Genomic DNA, 20,477 nt, shown 5'->3' on the forward strand with positions numbered 1-20,477 from the left:
AGCATTTAGCGCGATCGAGGCACTGCGTCAGGAGCTATTCAGCGGCAAAATTGGCACATGAGCAAGCGTGCGGGGGCGCAACCACACATCGTCATCATCGGCGCGGGGCTCGCCGGAATCACCGCTTTACACATCTTCACCCGCCGAGGCTTCTCCAACGTCACCGTGCTCGAGAAAGGCGCCGACGTCGGCGGAGTGTGGCATTGGAATCGATATCCGGGACTTACCTGCGATGTCCCGTCTCAGCTCTACCAGTTCGGATTCGCACCCAAAGCCGACTGGTCGCACATCTGGGCCGACGGCACCGATATCCAGAGGTACCACCGTGACGTGGTGGATTCGCTCGGGCTTGGTGATCACATCCGACTGAACACCGAAGTCGTTGCCGCACGGTGGTGCGAAGACCAGGCCAACTGGACGGTGATCACCGCCAGCGGCACCGAAGTCCGAGCCGACGTCATCGTATGCGCCACCGGCGTGCTGCATCACCCGGCCATTCCCGACATAACGGGAATCGACGACTTCACGGGCCAGATTATCCATACCGCCTGCTGGAACGACGCCATCACAACCGACGGCAAACATGTCGCGGTCATCGGGACCGGATCCACCGGTGTTCAGGTCCTGTCAGCTCTTCAGCCCTGCGCTGCATCAATCGTTCATTACGTGCGCTCGGCACAGTGGGTCTTGTGGGCTCCGATGTCGCTGCGCCAGAGCGCCCTCCTCGGAACAGCACTCAAGCGCTTCCCAGCCGTCCATGAGGTGCTGTACCGAACGTTGCTGTGGGGATCGGGAATTCTCGCCGACATCGTTACCCGTCCATCGTGGCGACGGCAGGCGGTCCAGGCCTACGCCCGCCTGTGTCTGCGCCTGCAAGTGCGCAACCGAACCCTACGTAACCAATTGACCCCGGATTACGAGCCACTCTGCAAACGCCAGGTGATTTCTGGAACCTACTACCGCGCGATCCAATCTGGCAACGCGGAACTAGTGACCGACCAGATCGCCGAAGTGACATCTACTGGGATTCGAACAGCCGACGGTAGGCATCGACAAGCAGACGTCATCGTGTTGGCTACGGGATTCCAAACGCACAACTACATGCGACCAATGGCGATCACCGGCCGCGGTGGCCTCACCATCGACAAGGCATGGGAAAGTGGCCCCCGGGCCTACCGGATGACCGCCATTCCCGGATTTCCCAACCTCTTCACCGTCCTCGGCCCAAACTCCCCGACCGGATCCATCTCATTGCAGTACTCGGCTGAACAGACGGCCAACTACATCTGCCGGTTCCTTGAGATGCTCCGCGACGGTACCGCGACTTCGATCGAGGTGACCGAAGAAGCGACCGAGCAGTTCAACACCGAGGTAGCCGAAGCGATGGCACCGACCGTCTGGAACACCGGCTGCAACTCGTGGTATTTGACCGACAACAAGACCATCGATCTATGGCCATACAACCGCGCCCGACTGACGTCGATGCTGGCGGAACCGGAATACGGACACTTCCGCATTCGGTGAACGTCGGTCTTTCACACCAAATAACGAGATCCGTGCCGCAACAGACTGGCCGCTTCACGCACCACGGTGTGCAAAATATCGGCTGCCGGTTCGATGCTGTCGATCAGATCAAGAGCTTCGCCGGCGACTAAGACTCGGGTAGAAAAATCGTCTGGGTCCGAAGCTTCATAGCGGGCGCGTTGGGCGACCCGATCGCGATGCAATCCATCCGGATCGTCGAGCCATTCCTCAGCGAAGTCGTTGGCGACGACACGGCCGGTGAAATCGAGAGGCCAGTCGATGCCACGGGTGATGTCGAAAACCCGGGACCGGACCGTCTGATCACCTCCGGTAGCGACCAGTCCGGCCTTGGCTACCACGGACCCCTGCGCCTCGTTGCTCGCCCAAAACCGTGTGCCCAGCATGACGCCATCGGCGCCGAGCATGAGCGCAGCCGCCAGACCGCGGCCGTCAGCGATGCCGCCCGCGGCGAGGATGATCTGCTCCGGACCGGACATATCGCGTACCGCAGGAAGCAGGGAGATTAGACCCCGGTCCATTCCGTGACCACCGGCCTCCTGGCCCTGAACCACGACAACATCGACGGCGGCCGCGTGCGCTTGGCGGGCCTGTGACAGGCGTTGAACTTGCCAGATGGTTGGAACACCAGCATCTTTTGCCGCCGCCACGAGCGGTTCCGCATCGCCAAAAGACACCATCAACGCCGCCGGCGTACGCGCGAGAGCCAGATCGACCAGACCCCGCTGATGCAGCACGCTCCAGGTAATAAAGCCCACGCCCACCGGAGTATCGCCAGCGTCGTGCAAGGCCTGTTCAAGCCAAGTGGCGTCACCGTAACCGCCACCGATCACGCCGAGACCGCCGGCGTTCGTCACCGCTGCGGCCAGGCGCCCACCGGAGATCTTGTCCATCGGCGCGAGCAGCACAGGATGTCGGATCATGAATCGTTCCGTGAAGCGGGTCGCAATCATCTGTTCCATGGCCACGCCCCCATTGGGTGTTGTGTATCTGACTGCGTCAACTGTCCCCGAGGCAGACCGGCAGTCCGATTGATGACCACCGGCGCTCAACCCACCAAGGCGACCTGACCTGCGACCTCAGCGTAGCCCTGGTAGCAAATGGCCTGCGGGGAAATACGACCGCGATCCCGGTATGTCGGCGGCAACTGAATACTGACCAGTGGGCGGCAATTGAAAATTGACCAGCTTCCTAGAGTGCCTTGGCTATGTGTCAAGGAGGAGGCAGGTGTTGAACGTGGAGGATTGGGCTGAGATTCGCCGGTTGCGCCGGTCGGAGCAGTTGCCGATTGCCGAGATTGCGCGGGTGATGGGTATTTCGCGGAATACGGTGAAGTCGGCGTTGGCTTCTGATGGGCCGCCGAAGTATCGGCGTGCGGTGAGGGGTTCTGTTGCTGATGAGGCCGAGCCGCGGATTCGGGAGTTGTTGGCGGCCTATCCGCGGATGCCGGCGACGGTGATTGCTGAGCGGATCGGTTGGTCGTATTCGATCCGCACACTGAGTGGGCGGGTGCGTGAGTTACGGCCACTGTATTTGGCGCCGGATCCGGTGTCACGGACGACGTATGTGGCCGGTGAGGTCGGGCAGTGTGACTTCTGGTTTCCCGATGTTGTGGTGCCGGTGGGGTATGGCCAGGTTCGTAGGGCGGCGACGTTACCGGTGTTGACCATGGTGTGTGGGTATTCACGGTGGGCTTCGGCGCTGTTGATTCCGACACGCGCTGCCGAAGACTTGTATGCCGGTTGGTGGCAGCATCTTTCGACGTTGGGTGCGGTTCCACGGGTGTTGGTGTGGGATGGTGAGGGCGCGGTCGGGCGGTGGCGGGCACGCCGACCAGAGTTGACCCCGGCATGTCAGGCTTTCCGCGGGACCTTGGCCACCACGGTAGGGATCTGTAAACCCGCTGATCCTGAGGCCAAGGGTCTGGTTGAACGGTTCCATGACTATTTGGAGCGGGCGTTTTTGCCGGGGCGGGTGTTTGGCTCCCCAGCCGATTTCAACATCCAGTTGCAGGCCTGGCTGGTGGGGGCCAACCACCGCCAGCATCGGGTGCTGGGATGCCGGCCAGCAGATCGCATCGCCGCCGATACCGCAGCGATGCTGGCATTGCCGCCGGTTGGGCCCAGCATCGGATGGCGACGCTCAACGCGGTTGCCTCGCGATCATTACGTGCGCCTCGACAGCAACGATTACTCGGTGCATCCGGCCGCGATCGGCCGCCGTATCGAGATCATCGCAGATCTAAACCGGGTGCGGGTCTGGTGTGACGGCACGCTGGTCGCCGACCACGACCGGATCTGGGCCAAACATCAAACGATCAGCGATCCCGAACATGTCCAGGCCGCGAAACTGCTGCGGCGCAAACGGCTCGAGGTTGTTGGTCCACCGCATCACGTGGAGGTCGAACAACGCCGTCTCGCTGATTACGACGCCTTGTTGGGCCTTGACGGGCCGGTGGCGTGATGGCTGCCAAGACCGCGACCAGCAGCCGTGATGTCACCGCCGAGCTGGCGTATCTGACCCGGGTGTTGAAAGCCCCGACGCTGCGTGAGGCCATCGAACGTCTCGCTGAGCGCGCCCGAACCGAAGCGTGGAGCTATGAAGAATTCCTCGCGGCGTGTCTGCAGCGTGAGGTGTCGGCTCGGGAATCTCACGGCGGCGAAGGGCGCATCCGCGCTGCCCGCTTCCCATCACGTAAATCGTTGGAAGAGTTCGACTTCGATCATGCCCGCGGTCTCAAACGCGACATCATCGCCCATCTGGGCACCCTGGACTTCGTCACCGCTAAAGACAACGTGGTGTTCCTCGGCCCACCAGGGACCGGCAAGACCCACCTGGCGATCGGGATTGCGATGCGCGCTTGTCAAGCAGGTCACCGCGTTGCGTTCGCGACCGCTTCGCAATGGGTTGATCGTCTTGCTCGCGCCCATCACAACAGCACCCTGCAAGCCGAATTGGCGCGGCTGGCCCGCTACCCCCTGCTGGTTGTCGATGAAGTCGGCTACATCCCGTTTGAACCCGAAGCCGCCAATCTGTTCTTCCAACTCGTGTCGTCGCGTTACGAACGGGCCAGTCTCATCGTCACCTCGAATAAGCCCTTCGGGCGGTGGGGCGAAGTGTTCGGCGACGACGTAGTCGCCGCCGCCATGATCGACCGACTCGTCCATCACGCCGAAGTCATCGCCCTCAAAGGAGACAGCTACCGCATCAAAGACCGAGACCTCGGCCACACCACCACAGCCGAGGACCAATGAAACCAAGCTGGTCAATTTTCGATTGCCGAAACCTGATCAGTTTTCACTTGCCGTTGACACCGGTAGGCGGTGGCGTGGCCTAAGGCGCGACGACCGCATAGCGGTGGGCGGCACGGCCAACTTCGGCGAACAGCAGCCCGGCGAAGCCTAGGCGCGCAGCGCGGTCGAATCGGCCGGTTGCATCCCGACCTCGGTCGCCGGGATTTCGGCCTATCTCCCCGACGCGCTGAGTTAGCCTGACATCGTGGCCCAGGCTCCACGGACGCATTACACGCAGTGCGGCGGCATGGACATCGGCTACCAGGTATTCGGCGATGGCCCGATTGATCTGCTGGTGCTGCCGGGCCCATCGATCCCGATCGACTCGGTAGACGCCGAGCCGTCGATGTATCACTTCCACCGACGGCTGGCGTCTTTCAGCCGGGTCATCCGGTTGGACCACCGCGGAATCGGATTGTCGTCACGCGTGCCTTCAACGGACATGCTGGGGCCTACGTTCTGGGCCGAGGACGCGATCGCGGTAATGGACGCGGTCGAATGCGAACGCGCCACCGTCTTCGCGCCGGTTTTTACCGCGATGACCGGCCTGGTCTTGGCCGCCGACTACCCGGATCGGGTGCACAGCCTGGTGATCGTCAACGGTATGGCTCGGATGCTGTGGGCTCCCGACTATCCAGTCGGCGCCCAAATCGGCTCAACCAATCCATTCACTACCGATGCGCTCGAACCGGATGCGTTGGAGCGGGGGTTCGACACGCTCAAGGTGATCGCGCCGAGTGTGGCCTCCGATGACGCGTTTCGCGCCTGGTGGGATCTCGCTGGCAACCGGGCCATGTCGCCGAGCATGGCCCGAGAGGTCAACAAGACCGTGGGGCAGGCCGACGTGCGTGACCGGCTCCCCAGCGTCATCGCACCAACGCTGATCCTGCATCGCGACAACGCGAGGTTCCTGCCGGCGGGACATGGTCGATACCTCTCCGAGCACATCGCTGGGGCTCGTTACCGCGAGCTGCCGGGTTCTGACACGCTGTACTGGGCCGGGGACACCGCTACGCTCCTCGACGAGATCGAGGAATTCATCACCGGGGTACGGGGCGGATTCGACGCCGAGCGCGTGCTGACCACGATCGTGTTCACAGATATCGTCGGTTCCACCGAACGCGCCGCGGAGCTGGGCGATCAGCGGTGGCGTGATCTGCTCGACAACCACGACAGTATCGTCCGACGCGAGTTAGAGCGGTTCCGCGGTCGCGAAGTCAACACCGCCGGTGACGGATTCGTCGCGACATTCGCCAGCCCCAGCGTGGCAATCGATTGTGCGGATGCGATCGTCGACGCGGTTCGCGCGCTTGACATCGAAGTTCGGATAGGTGTTCACGCGGGCGAGGTCGAGCTGCGCGGTTCCGATGTCGCCGGCATGGCGGTACACATCTGCGCGCGCGTCGCGGCTCTGGCAAAGTCGAGTGAAGTGTTGGTGTCTTCGACCGTCCGCGAGATCGTCAGTGGGTCGCGGCGAACATTCGCCGAGACCGGAGAGCACCAACTCAGAGGCGTGCCCGGCCGTTGGCGACTCTACAGGGTCGTGCGGACACCGGCGCCCAGCAAAACATAGCGAGCGCACCCTGACGAGGGGTTACGCCGATGCGGCAGCGACGTCAACACGGTGGATTCAACGGCCTGACGCGCGTTGGGCACGACGCCGTCTAGTCGCCGGTCCAACGTTTGGCTTGGACGGGCGACACGTGCAGACTTATCCACGATGACCAAGAATCCGGCGAAAGATTTTGGCGAGATAGCCAGCGATTACATATTCTTCGAGCAGCACGCAACCGAAGCGCGAGAAGACGCGCGTGCCTACCAGGAACAGATCGCGGCGCTCAAGCCGGCTGGCCAGGTCATAGACATGCTTGACTTCGGCTGTGGTTCAGGAACATTCACCGCACGATTCGTCGAGCAGGCCGGCTGGCCACCCGAACGGTTGCGGCTGGCGCTCGTGGAACCGGCCGAATCCGTGCGGCGGCAAGCCGTCGACCGGCTAGCCCGCTTTGCGGCTTCATCTCCGGCCCAGTGGTCTTCGTTGCCAGTCCACCTAGACAGACGCTTCGATGTCGTGCTGGCGAACCATGTTTTCTACTATGTACCCGACCTCGAAGGCACCATTGGCCGCCTGATTGCCACGTTGGCGCCAAACGGCCGCCTGCTTGCTGCCCTGACCGGGCAGACGAACGCCCTCGTCGAGTTCTGCATAGCCGGCTTTCAGCTGGTGGGCCGCGAGGTGCCCTACAACACGTCGGAAGACCTCGAGATAGCGCTGCAGGCTTTAGACGCCGACTACCAAAAGCACACGGTTCCCTACGAGTTGCTATTTCCCGATTCAGCCGAGAACCGGATGCGGATTATCCGCTTTCTCTTCGCGGATCACCTTGCACAGATGCCTCAAAACCCGCTACTCGAGTGGTTCGATCAATTTTCCCATGACGGCCGAATCGAGATCCGTGCTCACAGTGACCACTTCACGCTGCGCGCGTAGCCATGGTCAGGCAGCGGGCTCCGGGGAATTCCAGCCCATCGAGCCGGCAACCAGTTGTTCTGCGGCTCAGTGCCTCTTGCTAGGGCACCCGGGCAGCGAATCCGGCAATCCCGCTCGCGGCGGTTCTCGCCACCAACTTCTCGACGGATTTCAACGACGTGAGTCGCGACGGTCGGACTCAGCGCGCTCTTTCATGGCCGCGACAACCCGCGCCATGTTGAGCCGGATTTCTGAGACGCGTCGGTGCAGGATTCGCTGCTGCTTGTCAGGCATCGACGTAAGCGCCTGAGTCAGGCCAGAGGGCCCGGGCCCGATTGTCACCGCATGGCGAAGCCGTGTGCCACCAACGATGGGCTCAAGCTCGAAGCGCCATCGTGCCCCTGGCGCGTCGGGGTCGCTAGTGCGCCAGCCGAAAACCCGGTTCACCTCGAAGACGTCAACGAAACAGTCGACCGCCCATTCACCGAGAGCCTCGTGCCAGTTCCGGCCGACGAATCGAGCCCCCAACCGAGGACCCTCTGCCACCGCCCACTCAGCCCCGCGGAACTCGTCAGAGGCGCCCGCGCCGAAGTTGATGTCAGTCACGAGGGGCCACAGCTGTTCCGGCGTTGCCTCGACGTCGATTTCGACCTCGCCACCAGCACCGTCGTCGAATGTGGCCGGTTGGTTCGGACCGTGTTCGAACGTGTGACCATAGGTGTTGTAGTAAGTGATTGCCCGTGCCGGTCGCCGTGGTGCGCGCTTGAAGTCCGTGCCGATTGTGTGGGCAACGGGCAGCATGACGATCTCGGTCACGTTGTCCGGGATGCCAAGCATCTCTTTCAGCTCCCGCTCACGGGCAAAAACCGCGGTAACCCATGCCGATCCCAAACCCCGAGCGCGCAGCGCCAGGCAGAAGCTCCAGGCTGCCTGAATAACTGAGTCGAACAATCCGGCGCGACCGCTGTTGTCATGGCGCCCGATGATGGTGGGAAGCACGATCGCCGGGACCTCCGCCAGGTGCTCGACGAGATAGGCAGCTGACTCCATCACTTTGGCCTGCGGGTGACCAGTGCCGGCGAGCTGGTCACGCGCCCCCAGGATGAAATCGCCGGCCGCCTCCCGATACAGGTCAGCCAGTTGGCGCTTGCGGCGTGGGTCGTCCACGACGATCCAGCGCCGGCTCGCTTGATTGCCGCCACTGGGCGCCTGTTCGGCAACGTCGATGCAGTCGAGAATGACCTGTGGATCGACCGATCGGTTCAGGTCGAGCCGCTTGCGCACCGATCGCGTGGTAGTGAGCACATAATCCACCGCCGCCGGGTCCATAGCACTACCGGAAATCCCCATGGTCGTCTCCTCAATGCCGCTGACCACGTCGTCAGCCCTCCCAACGGCGGCGCCGTGGTCAACCGTACGATGTCGCCAGCATCGTGGTGACGCCGGGCGGTAGGCGTTCGGTCTCTTGTCGATAGCGGGCTGTCTCGTATCTCGGGCAGCACGCGAAGCTAATGTGATTGGATGAAGCTCATGCAGGAAGGCGGATCGAAAATCGTTGGACTGCAAAGCGTTACGCTGAATAGTCCGGACGTCACCGCCACCGAGTGTGCCTATGATCGGTTGTTCGGTGATTGCGCCGGCACCGAATACACCACCGGGGCCGTCAATATCGTCGAAGCCGCGGGAGCTGGGGCGACCGGGATCACGTTCTGTGTAGACGCCTTCTCCTCAGTGGTTGAGCTGCTGCAACGCCGCGGAATCGAACTGACGGTGCAAGGCCACCGAGCCGCGGCCACCATGCATGGCGTCGAGATTGGCATTGTGGCTGCCAATGCCTTTCCTGCTCCCTCGGGCGATATAGCTGGCATTCACCACGTCGTATACATGTCGGCCAACCCCGACCGCGCGGTCGCCACCCTCGGTGCACGTTTGGGCCTAGACCTGCGCCTAGACCGCACTCGAATCAAGGGGCTGCGACAGCTGTTCTTCCGATGCGGGCAGGGATTTGTTGAGCTGGTGATTGCCGGCGACGATCCCACCGCGGACGATCAACTGTGGGGTATCGCGTGGCACAGTACAGATATCGACAGAACCCACGCACGCCTGACCGATGCCGGGACCGAAGTGTCCGAGGTCAGGGCCGGCCGCAAACCGGGCACTCGGGTCTTCACCGTCAAGGACACTAACTTGGTCGTGCCAACGATCATTATCGAATCGTCGCCCAAGCCCTAACCCCTCGCGTAGGTGCAAAACGCCTGGCCCGACAGTGCGCGCCCGGCGCAGGATCTTGTTGTGTCAACGTTTGGTCTACCGCAAAGAACGACAGTGGTCGGTCCGAAGCTCACTGCCGACCACGCGGCTAGTAATTCAGCCCGGAGAACATGACCCGGCCGGGGTCATATTTGCGCCGTACCGCACTCAGCCGGGAGAGATTTTGGCCGAAGTAGCGCGCCGGCGGCTGGCCTACTTCGAGGTAGTTGACATAACCACCGACCGACGAAGCCCGCACCGCTTGGTGGGCGGTGTTAAGCCAACCAACCGCTGTCGACGGAGAACCCGCTGTTTCGACATACCATTGCACCAGCGCGGACTGTCGGCGCCACGGAAAAGCCGAGGCTCCCGGTGCCACGCTGGCCAGAGCTCCGTCCAGCGCATGCATGATGACCAACGCGCGGCCCGCCGCGCGCGGAAATGCCTCGACTGCCGACGCAATCCCCGCAGCAGTGGCCTCGTCGATGGTCGGTAGAACATCGGATCCACCCACATATCCGAGCGGCGCCGGGGTGAGGTTCCCGGCGGCCAGGTAACGCACCAGGTCCAAAGGGTTGAACGTGTGGTTGTCGGTCCCGGTCGGTCGCACTCCAACGGCAGAAGCGATAGCGTCGCCCACGCTGCCGCCCGAACCGACCGGGCAGGTCGCAAGAATGCGGCAGCGCGTACCCAGCGCATCTGCCGAGCTGTCCGCCAGCGCCCAGCTGTTTCGGTCGGCGGTGCGAAGCCAGCTTTGCCAGCCGAGCAGGACCTGCGCAAACGACTCCGGCGGGAAATTGAGGTTCACCACGTCGAGGTCCACGGTAGGGAACGTGGCAAAGGTCAGGGAGGTGGCCACCCCGAAGTTGCCGCCACCGCCGCCTCGCAACGCCCAGAGCAGATCGGGGTGGTTGGCCGCAGAAGCGGTAACCGTCTGGCCGCCGGGCAACACTACCGATGCCGACGTCAACCTGTCGCTAAGCAACCCTGCGTGTCGAGAGTCAGCGCCTAGCCCACCCCCTAAGGCGTGCCCGGCAGTACCAACTGTCGGACACGTTCCTGTCGGTACACCCCGCCCCGCGCCGGCCAGCGCCTCGTGCAGCGCGTACAAACCCGTCGCGGGTGTCACCGTGACGTGCCCAGTGGCTTCGTCGTAACTGATTCCACCAGGTAGCTGACGCAGATCGAGAACCATGGTTCCGTTGGCCGTGGACGCCCCCACGTAGGAATGCCCACCACTTCGCGGAGCAACTTTGAGGTTGTGAGCAGCAGCGAACGCCATCGCTTTTTGGACGTCTGACGGCGATGTCGCGGCAACGACTACCGCCGGCGTCGAACCGTTGTAGTTGGTGTTGAAAACCTGTTTTGCCGTTGCAAATTGCCCACCATCGTCGGGACGCAGCACCCGCCCGCCGATGGCACCGGCCAGAGCATCCCAGCCGACGGCACTCGGATCGGCGGCAGCGCGGACCGCACCGAAGACGGTCCCCGCAGCTAACGCTGCCGCGGTGCCCCGCAGAAATGTCTGGCGCGAAAGCTCACGAACCACCGTCGGGCTCCCGCCCGCTGACGGCCGCCTGAACGGCTCGGCCAGGCGCTGCGGGCCGGCATCATCCCGCGGTTGTGTCATGCCCCGCATTGTTAACCACGCAGCGACAAAAACCGTGGCGCCGCGCTACGTGTCGTGCGACAACCGAATCGCGCGTGAACCTGCTCCGCAACTAGTCGAATGTCTCGCCGGGCAATTTATTCGTCGCAAGGCGGCCGCACCGATGAGCTACCTCTGCGGCCACTGCAGGCTGTTTTCGACGAATTTTCCCCATTGATGCCCAGCAAACAAGAGGCGAATCGCATGGTAGAGCTATGTGCCCGGGCCGACATATCCGTCTGCTCGGTCGGGCGCCTCCTCGGTCTGCATCGCTGAATTGTGCGGTCGGTGTTTGCCTGACGCTTGTCCTCCTGATTAGTGCGGTCGGGTGTTCGAACCGCGGCGACAACCAATCACTTGGTGGTGCCGACGACCCTACCGTCCCGCGTTGTGCGCTAGGTCAATGGCGAACTGGTTCACAAACCGCCCCGCTCCGGGGTCTCCACGATCGCAGCTTCCGTCGGATTCACCGGGACGCTTGATCCACAGGTAGGCGTCGGCGTGGCCACCGGCTGTCGCTGTGGTCGGCGGGGCGCCCAGCGCCCGACCTCTCGGGTTGCACCAGCTAAGCGGCGCGTCCGGCGCTGGTCCGGCGCCGTTGCGCGACGTGTCGACCACATAGTGCGAACCGTTGGTGAGCCCGGAGATCGCCTCGCCGTAGCCGATCTCCTCATCGGTGGTGTAGAAGTTCGCCGTATTGATGCTAAAACCCCGCGCGTGGCCAATACCGGCCTCATTGAGGCGGGCGGCGGCTTCCCCGGCGCTCAACCAGCGCGAGTGACCACCGTCGATGTACACCGCCGCGGCTGGATCGCGGGTCAACGTGTCGACGGCGTAGCGCACCAAGCCGAAGCGTTCTTGGCGCTGGGCCGCCGACAGACAGTCGGCCATGGCGAGCGCGTCGGGCTCGACGATGACCGCCGCTGGCGCGGAACCTAAACCGGAAGCGACGCTGTCAATCCAACTTCTGTAGTCCGCCGCCGTCGCGAACCCGCCCGATGCGAAGCTGCCGCAGTCACGATGAGGGATTCCGTAAAGCGTCAGAATCGGCATGGCACCAGCAGCCTGCGCCGCACTGGTGTATTTCGATACCGTCCCGCCGACCGTAGCGGCAGGAAAAGCCTGATCGATCCAGTACGCCTGCGGCGTGTTGGCGACAACGTTCAGTTCCGGACTTGGCGGATCGGCACTATTCGCCGCGGCCATTGCCAAGGAAATCGGGTCAACATAGAAAGGCTGTCCTGCTAGCGGGTTTGCCGCGTCGGCTAGCCGCACTGTCGGTGCCGCATCAGCCGGCTCGAAATTGGCCGAACAACCGATGGCTGCGACGGCCGCAACCGTCAGGAATGGGGAGATCCAGCGCGCGACCGCGCCAGCAGCTGAGGACATCACCGCAGCAGCATATAGTTCAGCGCGCAACGATCGGATACGGGCCGACGAACAGTTCTACGCAGCCGACGAGCCTACGCGCACCCTCGGCGATCCGGTTCAGCATCGCCATACACTACTGAAATTATGGATGGGCAATTGTGTAGGGTGCGACGATGCGGACCCATCCAATCCGGGCCGCGTTCGACCGACATCTGAACATTTTCCGCTGACGCCTTTAGCTGCAGGAGCGTAATGCCAAACCAGGACAACGGTTTCAACCTTTCCACGGTGTTCGCCACGATCGCGCAGACCATCCCCGAACATCGCGCGGTGATCTGGCGTGACAAAGAGTTGACCTTCAGACAGCTTGACGCCCGCGTCGATGGTGTTGCGCACTACCTGACGTCACTGGGATTGGGCTGCCACACCGAACGCGCTGGCCTACGTAGCCACGAGTCCGGCCAAGATCACGTGGGGCTCTACCTACGTAACGGCAACGAGTACCTAGAGGCGATGATCGGCGGCTACCGCGCGCGGGTGGCGCCGTTCAACGTCAACTACCGCTACGTCGAGGCTGAACTGGTGTACCTCCTGGCCGACGCGGATGCCCGCGCGCTCGTCTACCACGCCGAGTTCGCACCGCAGGTGGCCGCCATCCGCGAGCAACTCCCCCACCTTGAGGTTCTCATTCAGGTCGCTGACCATTCCGACCACGAGCTACTGCCGGGCGCCGTTGATTACGAGTCGGTCGTAGCAACCAAGCCACCGGCCGCGGGAATGCCGACCCCGAGTCCCGACGATGTTTTCCTGCTCTATACCGGCGGTACCACCGGTATGCCCAAGGGAGTGCTCTGGCGCCAGCACGACGTCTTCATATCGTCGATGGGTGGACGACCCTTTGGCTCGGATGAACCGTTCACCTCTTATGACGCACTGGCCAAGCGCGCCGCTGAAGGCGCTGGTGCCATGTCGATTGTGTTGATCCCCCCATTAATCCACGGCGCGGCACAATGGGCGGCCTTCACCATTTTGACCATGGGGGGATGGGTCGCGATTCCCGACGACGTGCGACGAATGCAAGCTGACCAGGTGCTGCGCCTGGTCGAGCGTGAGCGCGTCGTGAGCATGCCCGTCGTCGGCGACGCCATCGCACGACCGCTAATCGACGAGCTTGAATCCGGCGACTACGACCTATCCGGATTGATGTCGCTCAGCAACGGAGGCGCCGCACTGACTCCTACTGTGCGCCAACGCTTGCTGCAAGCTCTACCCCATGTCTTCGTCATCGACTCGGCCGGCGCTTCAGAGTCGGGCATACAGATGACGGCAATGACGTCCAACGTCACCCCAACTGCGGCAGCGACCTTCATGCCGGGCTCCGAGACCTCGGTCATCGCGGCCGACCTGACCCGGGTTTTGTCGCCAGGCGAGCAAGACGGCTGGTTAGCTCGGCGCAAATTCATCCCGCTGGGTTATCTTGGCGACGAAGCCAAAACCGCACGCACCTTTCCCGTCATCGACGGTGTGCGCTGGTCGATACCAGGCGACCGTGCCCGGCTGCTCGACGACGGTCGCATCGAGCTGCTCGGACGAGACGCGGTAACCATCAACTCGGGAGGCGAAAAGGTTTTCGTCGAAGAGGTGGAACGCGCGATAGCCGCCCATCCGCAAGTCTGCGACGTCGTGGTCGTCGGTCGCCCGTCGAAACGATGGGGCAGTGAAGTCACAGCGATCGTCCAACTCCGCGACGGCGCCGACGCCTCTGACAAGGAATTGATGGATGTCTGCGCCAGCCACGTCGCCCGCTACAAGTTGCCGAAGGCAATCATCCGTACCCCCAAGATCGAGCGTTCGCCGGCGGGCAAGGCCGACTACCGGTGGGCCAGCGACGTCGCGATCAATGCCGGTTCCGATCCCAGGTCAGACGCGGGGACGTGGTAACCCACTGCTATTCGGGGCCGGGAGGGGTTGCGCTTTGCCGACCTCGTCGGGAGCGGTTGGATGCGCTCGGCTGCGAACCCGGGTAAAGGAGCCGGTCCGGTAGCCGGGTTGTTGCTGTTAGCTGGCGTAGGCGCGTAGTCGGTTGGCTGGTTGGCTGGTGCGTAGCTTGGCGATGGCGCGTCGTTCGATTTGGCCGATGCGGCCTTTGGAGAGGTCGAGCAGGGTGGCGATTTGTCCGAGGGTGTGTGGTTGTCCGTCGTCGAGGCCGAAGCGTAGTCGGATGACGTGGTGTTCTCGTTCGGTGAGGGTGGCCAGGACGGTGCGGATGTCGGTGTGGAGTAGTTCGGTGATGACGGTGTTTTCGGCGGACATGGTGTGGGTGTCTTCGATGAAGTCGCCCAGTGGGGTGGTGTCGGTGGAGCCGATGGGCATGTCGAGGCTGACGGGTTCGCGGCTGTGGTCGAGCAGGTCGTTGATTTTGTTGATGGGGATGCCGCAGTGGGCGGCGAGTTCGGCGTCGGTGGCTTCGCGGCCGAGGTTTTGGTGGATTTCGCGTTTGGTTCGTGCGATTTTGTTGACTTGTTCGACGAGGCCGACCGGTAGTCGGATGGTGCGGCTTTGGTCGGCCATGCCGCGGGTGATGGCTTGGCGGATCCACCACTGTGCGTAGGTGGAGAATTTGAATCCTTTGGTGTAGTCGAATTTCTCTACCGCGCGGATCAGGCCGAGGTTGCCTTCTTGGATGAGGTCGAGCAGCGGCATTCCTCGGCCGGTGTAGCGTTTGGCCAGCGATACCACCAGGCGCAGGTTTGCTTCCAGGAGGTGGCGGCGCGCGGCGTGTCCGTCGCGGGCTATGGCGGTGAGGTCGCGGGTGTGGTTGCGGGTCAGGTGTGTGCTGGTGTCGAGTAGATGCTGGGCATAGAGTCCGGCTTCGATGCGTTTGGCGAGGTCGACTTCGTCGGCGGCGCTCAGCAGCGCGGTCTTGCCGATGCCGTTGAGGTAGATGCGCACTAGATCGACGACTGGTCTCAGCGCCCGTGCGGTGCCCTCTGCCACAGCGACCTCCTAATCGAATTGCCGTTATTTAACGTTTACGTCATTGCCTACGTAATTGCTGGGTATGGGGTTCACCTCGATCCGCGCCGCAGGTGGCTGGTTGCTGGTTGGTCGTGCCCGGTTGCCCCCGCCGGGGAGCTGGGGCTGGCCCTGCCGACGGTGGTGGTGTCATGGCCGTCGCGGTGTGAGGCGGGGGGCTTGGATTGGCCAGCACGGGTGCTGTGAGCTGGTACAGCGTGGCCTCCTGGAAAGTCCGTGGCCCGGTCGAACCGAGCCCGCCGCGCGGGTGCGGAACCACGCCACATAGTCACATACCCACGGCATCTGAATTCGTTCAGTATTTGTATACCAGCGATATAGATATACCAACAGTATGTGGGGATGCAACCGGTGCGGCCCCTCGTGGGCCATACCGGCGCCGTACCGCCGGCGACACCCCGGATCAGCCACCACCACCGCCACCGAGCCCAGCACCACATCACACCGGGCCCAACACCCGACGAAACGGCCGTTTTCCGGCACAAACACCAATACGAGGGCGCTATGACCAGCCCCGGGACACACCCACACCCCCACCCCACGACCACCCCGGGGCCGGCCCCGACCAGCCCCACCTCAGCCAACCGGCCACCCCACACCAACCCCGCCCGACCACCCCACCCAACCCACCAAGTCCACCAGTATTCGCATACCCGTAGTATGCGAATACTGGTCGGGGTCGTATCATCGATACATGGCCAGGCTGACACGAGTCGAACAACGCGCCGCCACACGCGCGGCCATCTTGACCGCCGCACGCGTTCGGTTCCTCCGCGACGGCTACGCGGCCACCAGCCTCGACCAGATCGCCGATGACGCCGGCTTTTCCAAAGGCGCTGTCTACTCCAACTTCCGCGACAAACCCAACCTATGCCGCGAAGTCCTCCTCGGCATCCACGCCGAAAAACGCGCCCAGGTCTCATCGATCACCACCGCACCCGGCGAAGTAACCGACCTAATCAACACCATCGAGGAATGGCTCGAAAAAACCTTCGGCGACCCCGGCTGGACAATGCTCGAAATGGAATTCGCCGTCGCCGCCCGCGGCAACCCAGAACAAAACCACATGATCACCGCAATACACGAAGGCATCCATACCACCATCACCGACGCCATACGCGCCCTAGCCACCCGAACCGGCACCAACCACTTCGACACAACCACCCTCAACGAAATGACAGACCTCATCGTCGCAACAGCCCTCGGAGTCGGAGTACGACGCGCCGTCAACCCAGCAATAACAATGACACCCGCAATACACGCAATCCGCGAGTCACTCGGGGCACTGGCACATTAAGCGCACCAAACAATCCCGGTCAGTGCCCGCCACCGCATTCGCAGCTGCTTTCGGCGCACAAGCCGGCCAAATCCGGCTTCACCACGGTGCGACACGATATCCTTGCCCGATTCTGCTCACGCAGCGTCAACATCTTGTGACTGCCCGCCAGCGCCGGTTGCCAATCGGCGAAAGTGCACGGGATCATTTTCACTAATTTGGCGCAGCCAGGTCGTTCTCCCCACTGCCAGCAACTGTCGCTTGTCCGCATCTCAGACTGCGATGGCGACAACATTGGGGCAGGCTGGTAACCTCGCGCCCATGGCAGCGCCCAAAGACGGACCCGAACGGTTGATCCACTTTGTCAACCAGCGCTTGGCCGATCTGGGTCTGACCCAAGAGGAACTGGCCGCCCGCGGCGGTCCTGACCGATCTACCCTCGGCAAGTTACGCAGCCGACCCGGGCAAAAAACTCTCACCGTGGCAAAACTTCTCAGCTACGACGACACCCTGGGTTGGGAGCGCGGCTCGGCGGCGGCTGCGCTGCTTGGCGCCACTCCTCAAGAAGCCGCCGGCGGCGCCACCGATTCCATTCTGACCCGCGACGACAAAATCCTGCGTTTGATCCGCCAGGCCGACCGGCGAGCCGAGAACCTCCTCGTGCATCTGCAAGCCGCAGCACGCGAAGGCGAACATCTACATCGTCAGCTCCAAGCACTGCGTGATGCCACCTAAGCAGCAGGCTCGCGCCTAGCCTGACTGGCGAGAAACGGAAAACAACCGTGCGAAGCCCAGCCCCGGCACCCGGTCACTGCTAGCCGCAGCATCGCCCGACCCATACTCGGGCCGTCGCAAGCGTGATGACGCGGCGGGTCAGGCCGAACCAGCTCTGCTCCATCGCGGCGAGGTGCGCCGGGCCTTGATCAGGCGCAAAGCAAGACGATCCGTGGCGGCGGCGCATCACCAGACTCGTCACGTTGTCGCGGCTACCGAGATGGCGTCTGATGTTGGCGCTGCTAGACCAAGGTAGGGACGTTCATCAGGGAAGCTGACCGGGGTGACTACCCATTCCAGCGACGCCGCCCTGATCAGCACCTGGTTGGAGGCGGTCTGACTGAATTCAATGTCTGGGCGAACTCCACTGGGGTAAGAGGAATCGGTGGGCAGTGACACGATGGTGGTCGCACTGGATTGCGGTTGCCCGTCGGCACGGTCCTTGACCACGATGGTGGCCGGCGTCGCTGGTATCGCGGCCGCGGATTCATGGATCTCGATCAGAGGAGCCTCGATGCCAGCCCAGTGCTCAGGTCGGTCGGTGTAGACGCTGATCGAGTGCCCCACCGCGGCCGCGCGCAGCAACACCTGCCGCAGGAACGCGCTGTCTCCGCTAGTGAAACGGATACGGGTGTTGTGGACCGGGTCAGTAAGCGGTAGCAGCACGGGACGTTGTTGATCACAGTCTGTGACCGTTCCGACAAGCACGCCAGCTGGCCCGACCGGAATCTGCAGATCCGCCGTGTTGGTGCACTCCACAGTCGGTAGCCCAGCGAGCCGCGGTGCTCCAGGCACGCAGCTAGCCGCGGCGCGGATCTGTTGGGCCGGAATTGGGTTCAGATAGGCCGCCGGCGACGACGTTGGCGCGGCACCGGTTTCGGCGCGCACCATGGCACCCACCCGAACGGCGCCGCTCGGTGCCGGTGAAATGGTCACCGTGCTTACGGCGCCTTGGATGCGCCATGACCACACCTCGTTGAGGTTGGCGGTGGTGATGTCTTCCGGCGAGTAGTAGTAGCTGGCCCAGTACGACCTGCCAGCGTTATCGAGGAATCCGCGGTAAGCGGTGGTGTCGCCGTGTATTAGTGGGCCCGCCAAATGATTGGCCAAATTGTTGATCGCGGCAGCCGAAAGCGGGTTGGCCCGACAGTTCCGTTGCCGCAGCGCACAAACGATGCGTTCAGCTACCGCGGCCACAGCGTCTTCAGCACTGTCACGCAGCGCCAGCCCATGCATCGACGCGGCCATATCGAGCCGAATAATCGCATAGCTACGTCGTTGCCCGGCGGCTGGCTGCTCGGCAAGGACCGCCGAGTACACCGGGGCATAACCCCGCGCGCCAGACACGCGCGACCCAGCCGAGACAATATCGATCCCAGCCAGGACCAGCGGCCCCGGCTGAGCAAGCTGGTCAGCTAGCACAGATAGCGGCACAGTGTTGTGCGTAACCGACTGACGGCGATCGGTCAAAACCGTGGGTGTGTACGCTGTCCCGCCGAGTTCGATGACGGCTGTGGTGGTAACACGGTCACGTTGGACGCCGATCAACATGTCGCCGCGCCGGATGTCAACTGGTTCTGCAACATGCGCCTTAAGGTCGTAACCACGCCGCTGGGCTACCCACAGCAAAAACCTCGCCGGGATGGTGTGACCGTAGATGCGGATACTCACCAGCGCCGCGGCCGCCACAACGACGACGCCCACCGTGGGCAGACCCGGCGCCAGGCCCACTGTGGTCAACAGCACCAGCGCCGCGAGCACCGCCAGTTCCCCAGCGACCACCGCTCGCGCCGGCACCGCGAACCGCACCACCGGCGCCCTCAACGCTTGCGCCTTCGCCGCAGATTAGCCGCAGTCGTCGTGGCCGCCCCGGCTAAAACCACCAGGCCGGAACAGATCAGTGCCACATTGCGGGGCGTGTGATCAATCGCCCGAGCCGGCGCGGGACGACCGAGACGCTGGCGCCGGTGCGGCACCGGCAGCCTGGGGCCAGCTGCAATGTCTGCTGTCAACGCCAAGACCGGGTCCACGATGCCGAATCCGACCTGGTTGTCGACACCGCCGGCGGGGTTGTGGGCTGTCTCTATGATGCGGCGCATCACTTGGTGCGCGGTCAAACTCGGGAATCGGGCACGCACCAGGGCCGCTACCCCGCTGACGAACGACGCGGCATAGCTTGTACCCCGCAGCGGAATTGTTTCGCTGGGTTTCGGCGGATCTGGTTGGGCATTGACCGCCGCGGCACTGGGTTGATTTGCCAGACCGACGATCGGCGAGCCAGGCGCCGCCACCTGCACCCATGGGCCGGCAATACTGTCCGGCAAAACGCGGCCTTGGGAGTCTGGGCCGGCGTCTACGGCCCCGACAGTGAGCACCAGGTCATCACCGCCATACCAGGCTGGTGTGACGGCGGTTGACACTTGATGCCAATCGCGCGGGTCGTCGGCTCGCAGCGGATCGAAAAGCGGGTTTTGGCCGCAGCCTTCATCATTGACACTGCCGGCACCGGCGACAACTACGGCGTCTTTTTCTACGACCGCATAGTTCAATGCTGCGCCGACCGCCGCATCGTCGATCGTGTCGCTGACATTCATGCAGATCTGCGCGGACACGTTGATGACCCCCGCTCCCAGGTCGGCCATCCGGCGGATTGCACGCGCGAGTGTGCTCAGATCGCTCGCCTTCCGGATCCGGCCATCTGGGTCGCCCATCCCGTCTTGCTGGGCAAATGCTTGCGAGCTTTGCCGCATCGCGATGATCGCCACGTCCGGGGCCACACCCACAAACGCATCACCACTGGGCCGCGCAGGTGGTGGC

At 63.2% G+C, this 20,477-nt stretch carries 17 protein-coding genes; 10 read left to right on the forward strand and 7 right to left on the reverse strand.

Features of this window, described 5'->3' with window-relative positions; translation table 11 throughout:
• The first annotated feature begins 57 nt into the window (after window positions 1-57).
• Complete coding sequence (locus ACO07W_RS10815; protein ID WP_421843071.1) at window positions 58-1,524, forward strand: flavin-containing monooxygenase; 1,467 nt, start codon at window positions 58-60, stop codon at window positions 1,522-1,524.
• Between the two features lie 11 nt (window positions 1,525-1,535).
• Here ACO07W_RS10815 and ACO07W_RS10820 read toward each other — a convergent pair whose 3' ends face one another.
• The gene (locus ACO07W_RS10820; RefSeq protein WP_421843073.1) at window positions 1,536-2,504 is read right to left on the reverse strand and encodes an NAD(P)H-dependent flavin oxidoreductase; all 969 of its coding nucleotides are present in this window, start codon (window positions 2,502-2,504) and stop codon (window positions 1,536-1,538) included.
• 265 nt (window positions 2,505-2,769) lie between these two features.
• Here ACO07W_RS10820 and istA point away from each other — a divergent pair, with 265 nt between their 5' ends.
• The 4 genes from istA (at window position 2,770) to ACO07W_RS10840 (ending at window position 7,326) form a co-directional block, all read left to right on the forward strand.
• Complete coding sequence (istA, locus tag ACO07W_RS10825; protein WP_421839994.1) at window positions 2,770-4,005, forward strand: IS21 family transposase; 1,236 nt, start codon at window positions 2,770-2,772, stop codon at window positions 4,003-4,005.
• Window positions 4,005-4,796: an IS21-like element helper ATPase IstB gene (istB, locus tag ACO07W_RS10830; RefSeq protein WP_421839995.1), complete on the forward strand. Its 792-nt coding sequence runs from the start codon at window positions 4,005-4,007 to the stop codon at window positions 4,794-4,796. The genes istA and istB overlap by 1 nt, the downstream gene beginning before the upstream one ends.
• Window positions 4,797-5,040: 244 nt before the next feature.
• Window positions 5,041-6,408 (forward strand): adenylate/guanylate cyclase domain-containing protein, encoded by a 1,368-nt coding sequence (locus ACO07W_RS10835; protein ID WP_421843075.1) that lies wholly within the window; start codon window positions 5,041-5,043, stop codon window positions 6,406-6,408.
• 147 nt (window positions 6,409-6,555) lie between these two features.
• The gene (locus ACO07W_RS10840) at window positions 6,556-7,326 is read left to right on the forward strand and encodes a class I SAM-dependent methyltransferase (RefSeq protein ID WP_421843077.1); all 771 of its coding nucleotides are present in this window, start codon (window positions 6,556-6,558) and stop codon (window positions 7,324-7,326) included.
• Window positions 7,327-7,476: 150 nt separating this feature from the next.
• Here ACO07W_RS10840 and ACO07W_RS10845 read toward each other — a convergent pair whose 3' ends face one another.
• Window positions 7,477-8,682, reverse strand: coding sequence for a nitroreductase family protein (locus ACO07W_RS10845; RefSeq protein WP_421843079.1), 1,206 nt, complete (start codon window positions 8,680-8,682; stop codon window positions 7,477-7,479).
• Between the two features lie 144 nt (window positions 8,683-8,826).
• On the opposite strand from ACO07W_RS10845, the gene ACO07W_RS10850 reads away from it, so the two are divergent.
• Window positions 8,827-9,537, forward strand: coding sequence for a VOC family protein (locus ACO07W_RS10850; RefSeq protein ID WP_421843081.1), 711 nt, complete (start codon window positions 8,827-8,829; stop codon window positions 9,535-9,537).
• A gap of 127 nt (window positions 9,538-9,664) precedes the next feature.
• Here ACO07W_RS10850 and ACO07W_RS10855 read toward each other — a convergent pair whose 3' ends face one another.
• Window positions 9,665-11,104 carry an FAD-binding protein gene (locus ACO07W_RS10855; RefSeq protein WP_421845932.1) on the reverse strand — a complete coding sequence of 480 codons (1,440 nt, stop codon included), beginning with the start codon at window positions 11,102-11,104 and terminating at the stop codon, window positions 9,665-9,667.
• 474 nt (window positions 11,105-11,578) lie between these two features.
• Complete coding sequence (locus tag ACO07W_RS10860; RefSeq protein WP_421843083.1) at window positions 11,579-12,592, reverse strand: glycoside hydrolase family 6 protein; 1,014 nt, start codon at window positions 12,590-12,592, stop codon at window positions 11,579-11,581.
• Window positions 12,593-12,826: 234 nt separating this feature from the next.
• On the opposite strand from ACO07W_RS10860, the gene ACO07W_RS10865 reads away from it, so the two are divergent.
• Complete coding sequence (locus ACO07W_RS10865) at window positions 12,827-14,515, forward strand: acyl-CoA synthetase (RefSeq protein WP_421843085.1); 1,689 nt, start codon at window positions 12,827-12,829, stop codon at window positions 14,513-14,515.
• Between the two features lie 117 nt (window positions 14,516-14,632).
• Here ACO07W_RS10865 and sigB read toward each other — a convergent pair whose 3' ends face one another.
• Window positions 14,633-15,571 carry an RNA polymerase sigma factor SigB gene (gene sigB, locus ACO07W_RS10870; RefSeq protein ID WP_421841016.1) on the reverse strand — a complete coding sequence of 313 codons (939 nt, stop codon included), beginning with the start codon at window positions 15,569-15,571 and terminating at the stop codon, window positions 14,633-14,635.
• 18 nt (window positions 15,572-15,589) lie between these two features.
• Here sigB and ACO07W_RS10875 point away from each other — a divergent pair, with 18 nt between their 5' ends.
• From ACO07W_RS10875 to ACO07W_RS10885, 3 genes are all read left to right on the forward strand, one after another.
• Entirely contained in the window at window positions 15,590-15,796 is a 207-nt protein-coding gene (locus ACO07W_RS10875) for a hypothetical protein (RefSeq protein ID WP_421841018.1), read from the forward strand.
• 508 nt (window positions 15,797-16,304) lie between these two features.
• Complete coding sequence (locus tag ACO07W_RS10880; protein ID WP_421843087.1) at window positions 16,305-16,907, forward strand: TetR/AcrR family transcriptional regulator; 603 nt, start codon at window positions 16,305-16,307, stop codon at window positions 16,905-16,907.
• Window positions 16,908-17,207: 300 nt separating this feature from the next.
• Window positions 17,208-17,621: a hypothetical protein gene (locus ACO07W_RS10885; protein WP_421843089.1), complete on the forward strand. Its 414-nt coding sequence runs from the start codon at window positions 17,208-17,210 to the stop codon at window positions 17,619-17,621.
• Window positions 17,622-17,858: 237 nt separating this feature from the next.
• Here ACO07W_RS10885 and eccE read toward each other — a convergent pair whose 3' ends face one another.
• Complete coding sequence (eccE, locus tag ACO07W_RS10890; RefSeq protein ID WP_421843091.1) at window positions 17,859-19,484, reverse strand: type VII secretion protein EccE; 1,626 nt, start codon at window positions 19,482-19,484, stop codon at window positions 17,859-17,861.
• On the reverse strand, window positions 19,481-20,443 hold the full coding sequence (locus tag ACO07W_RS10895; RefSeq protein ID WP_421843093.1) for a S8 family serine peptidase: 963 nt from the start codon (window positions 20,441-20,443) through the stop codon (window positions 19,481-19,483). The genes eccE and ACO07W_RS10895 overlap by 4 nt, the downstream gene beginning before the upstream one ends.
• Window positions 20,444-20,477: the final 34 nt, after the last annotated feature.

The organism is Mycobacterium sp., assembly GCF_965230835.1.
Taxonomy (GTDB): Bacteria; Actinomycetota; Actinomycetes; order Mycobacteriales; family Mycobacteriaceae; genus Mycobacterium.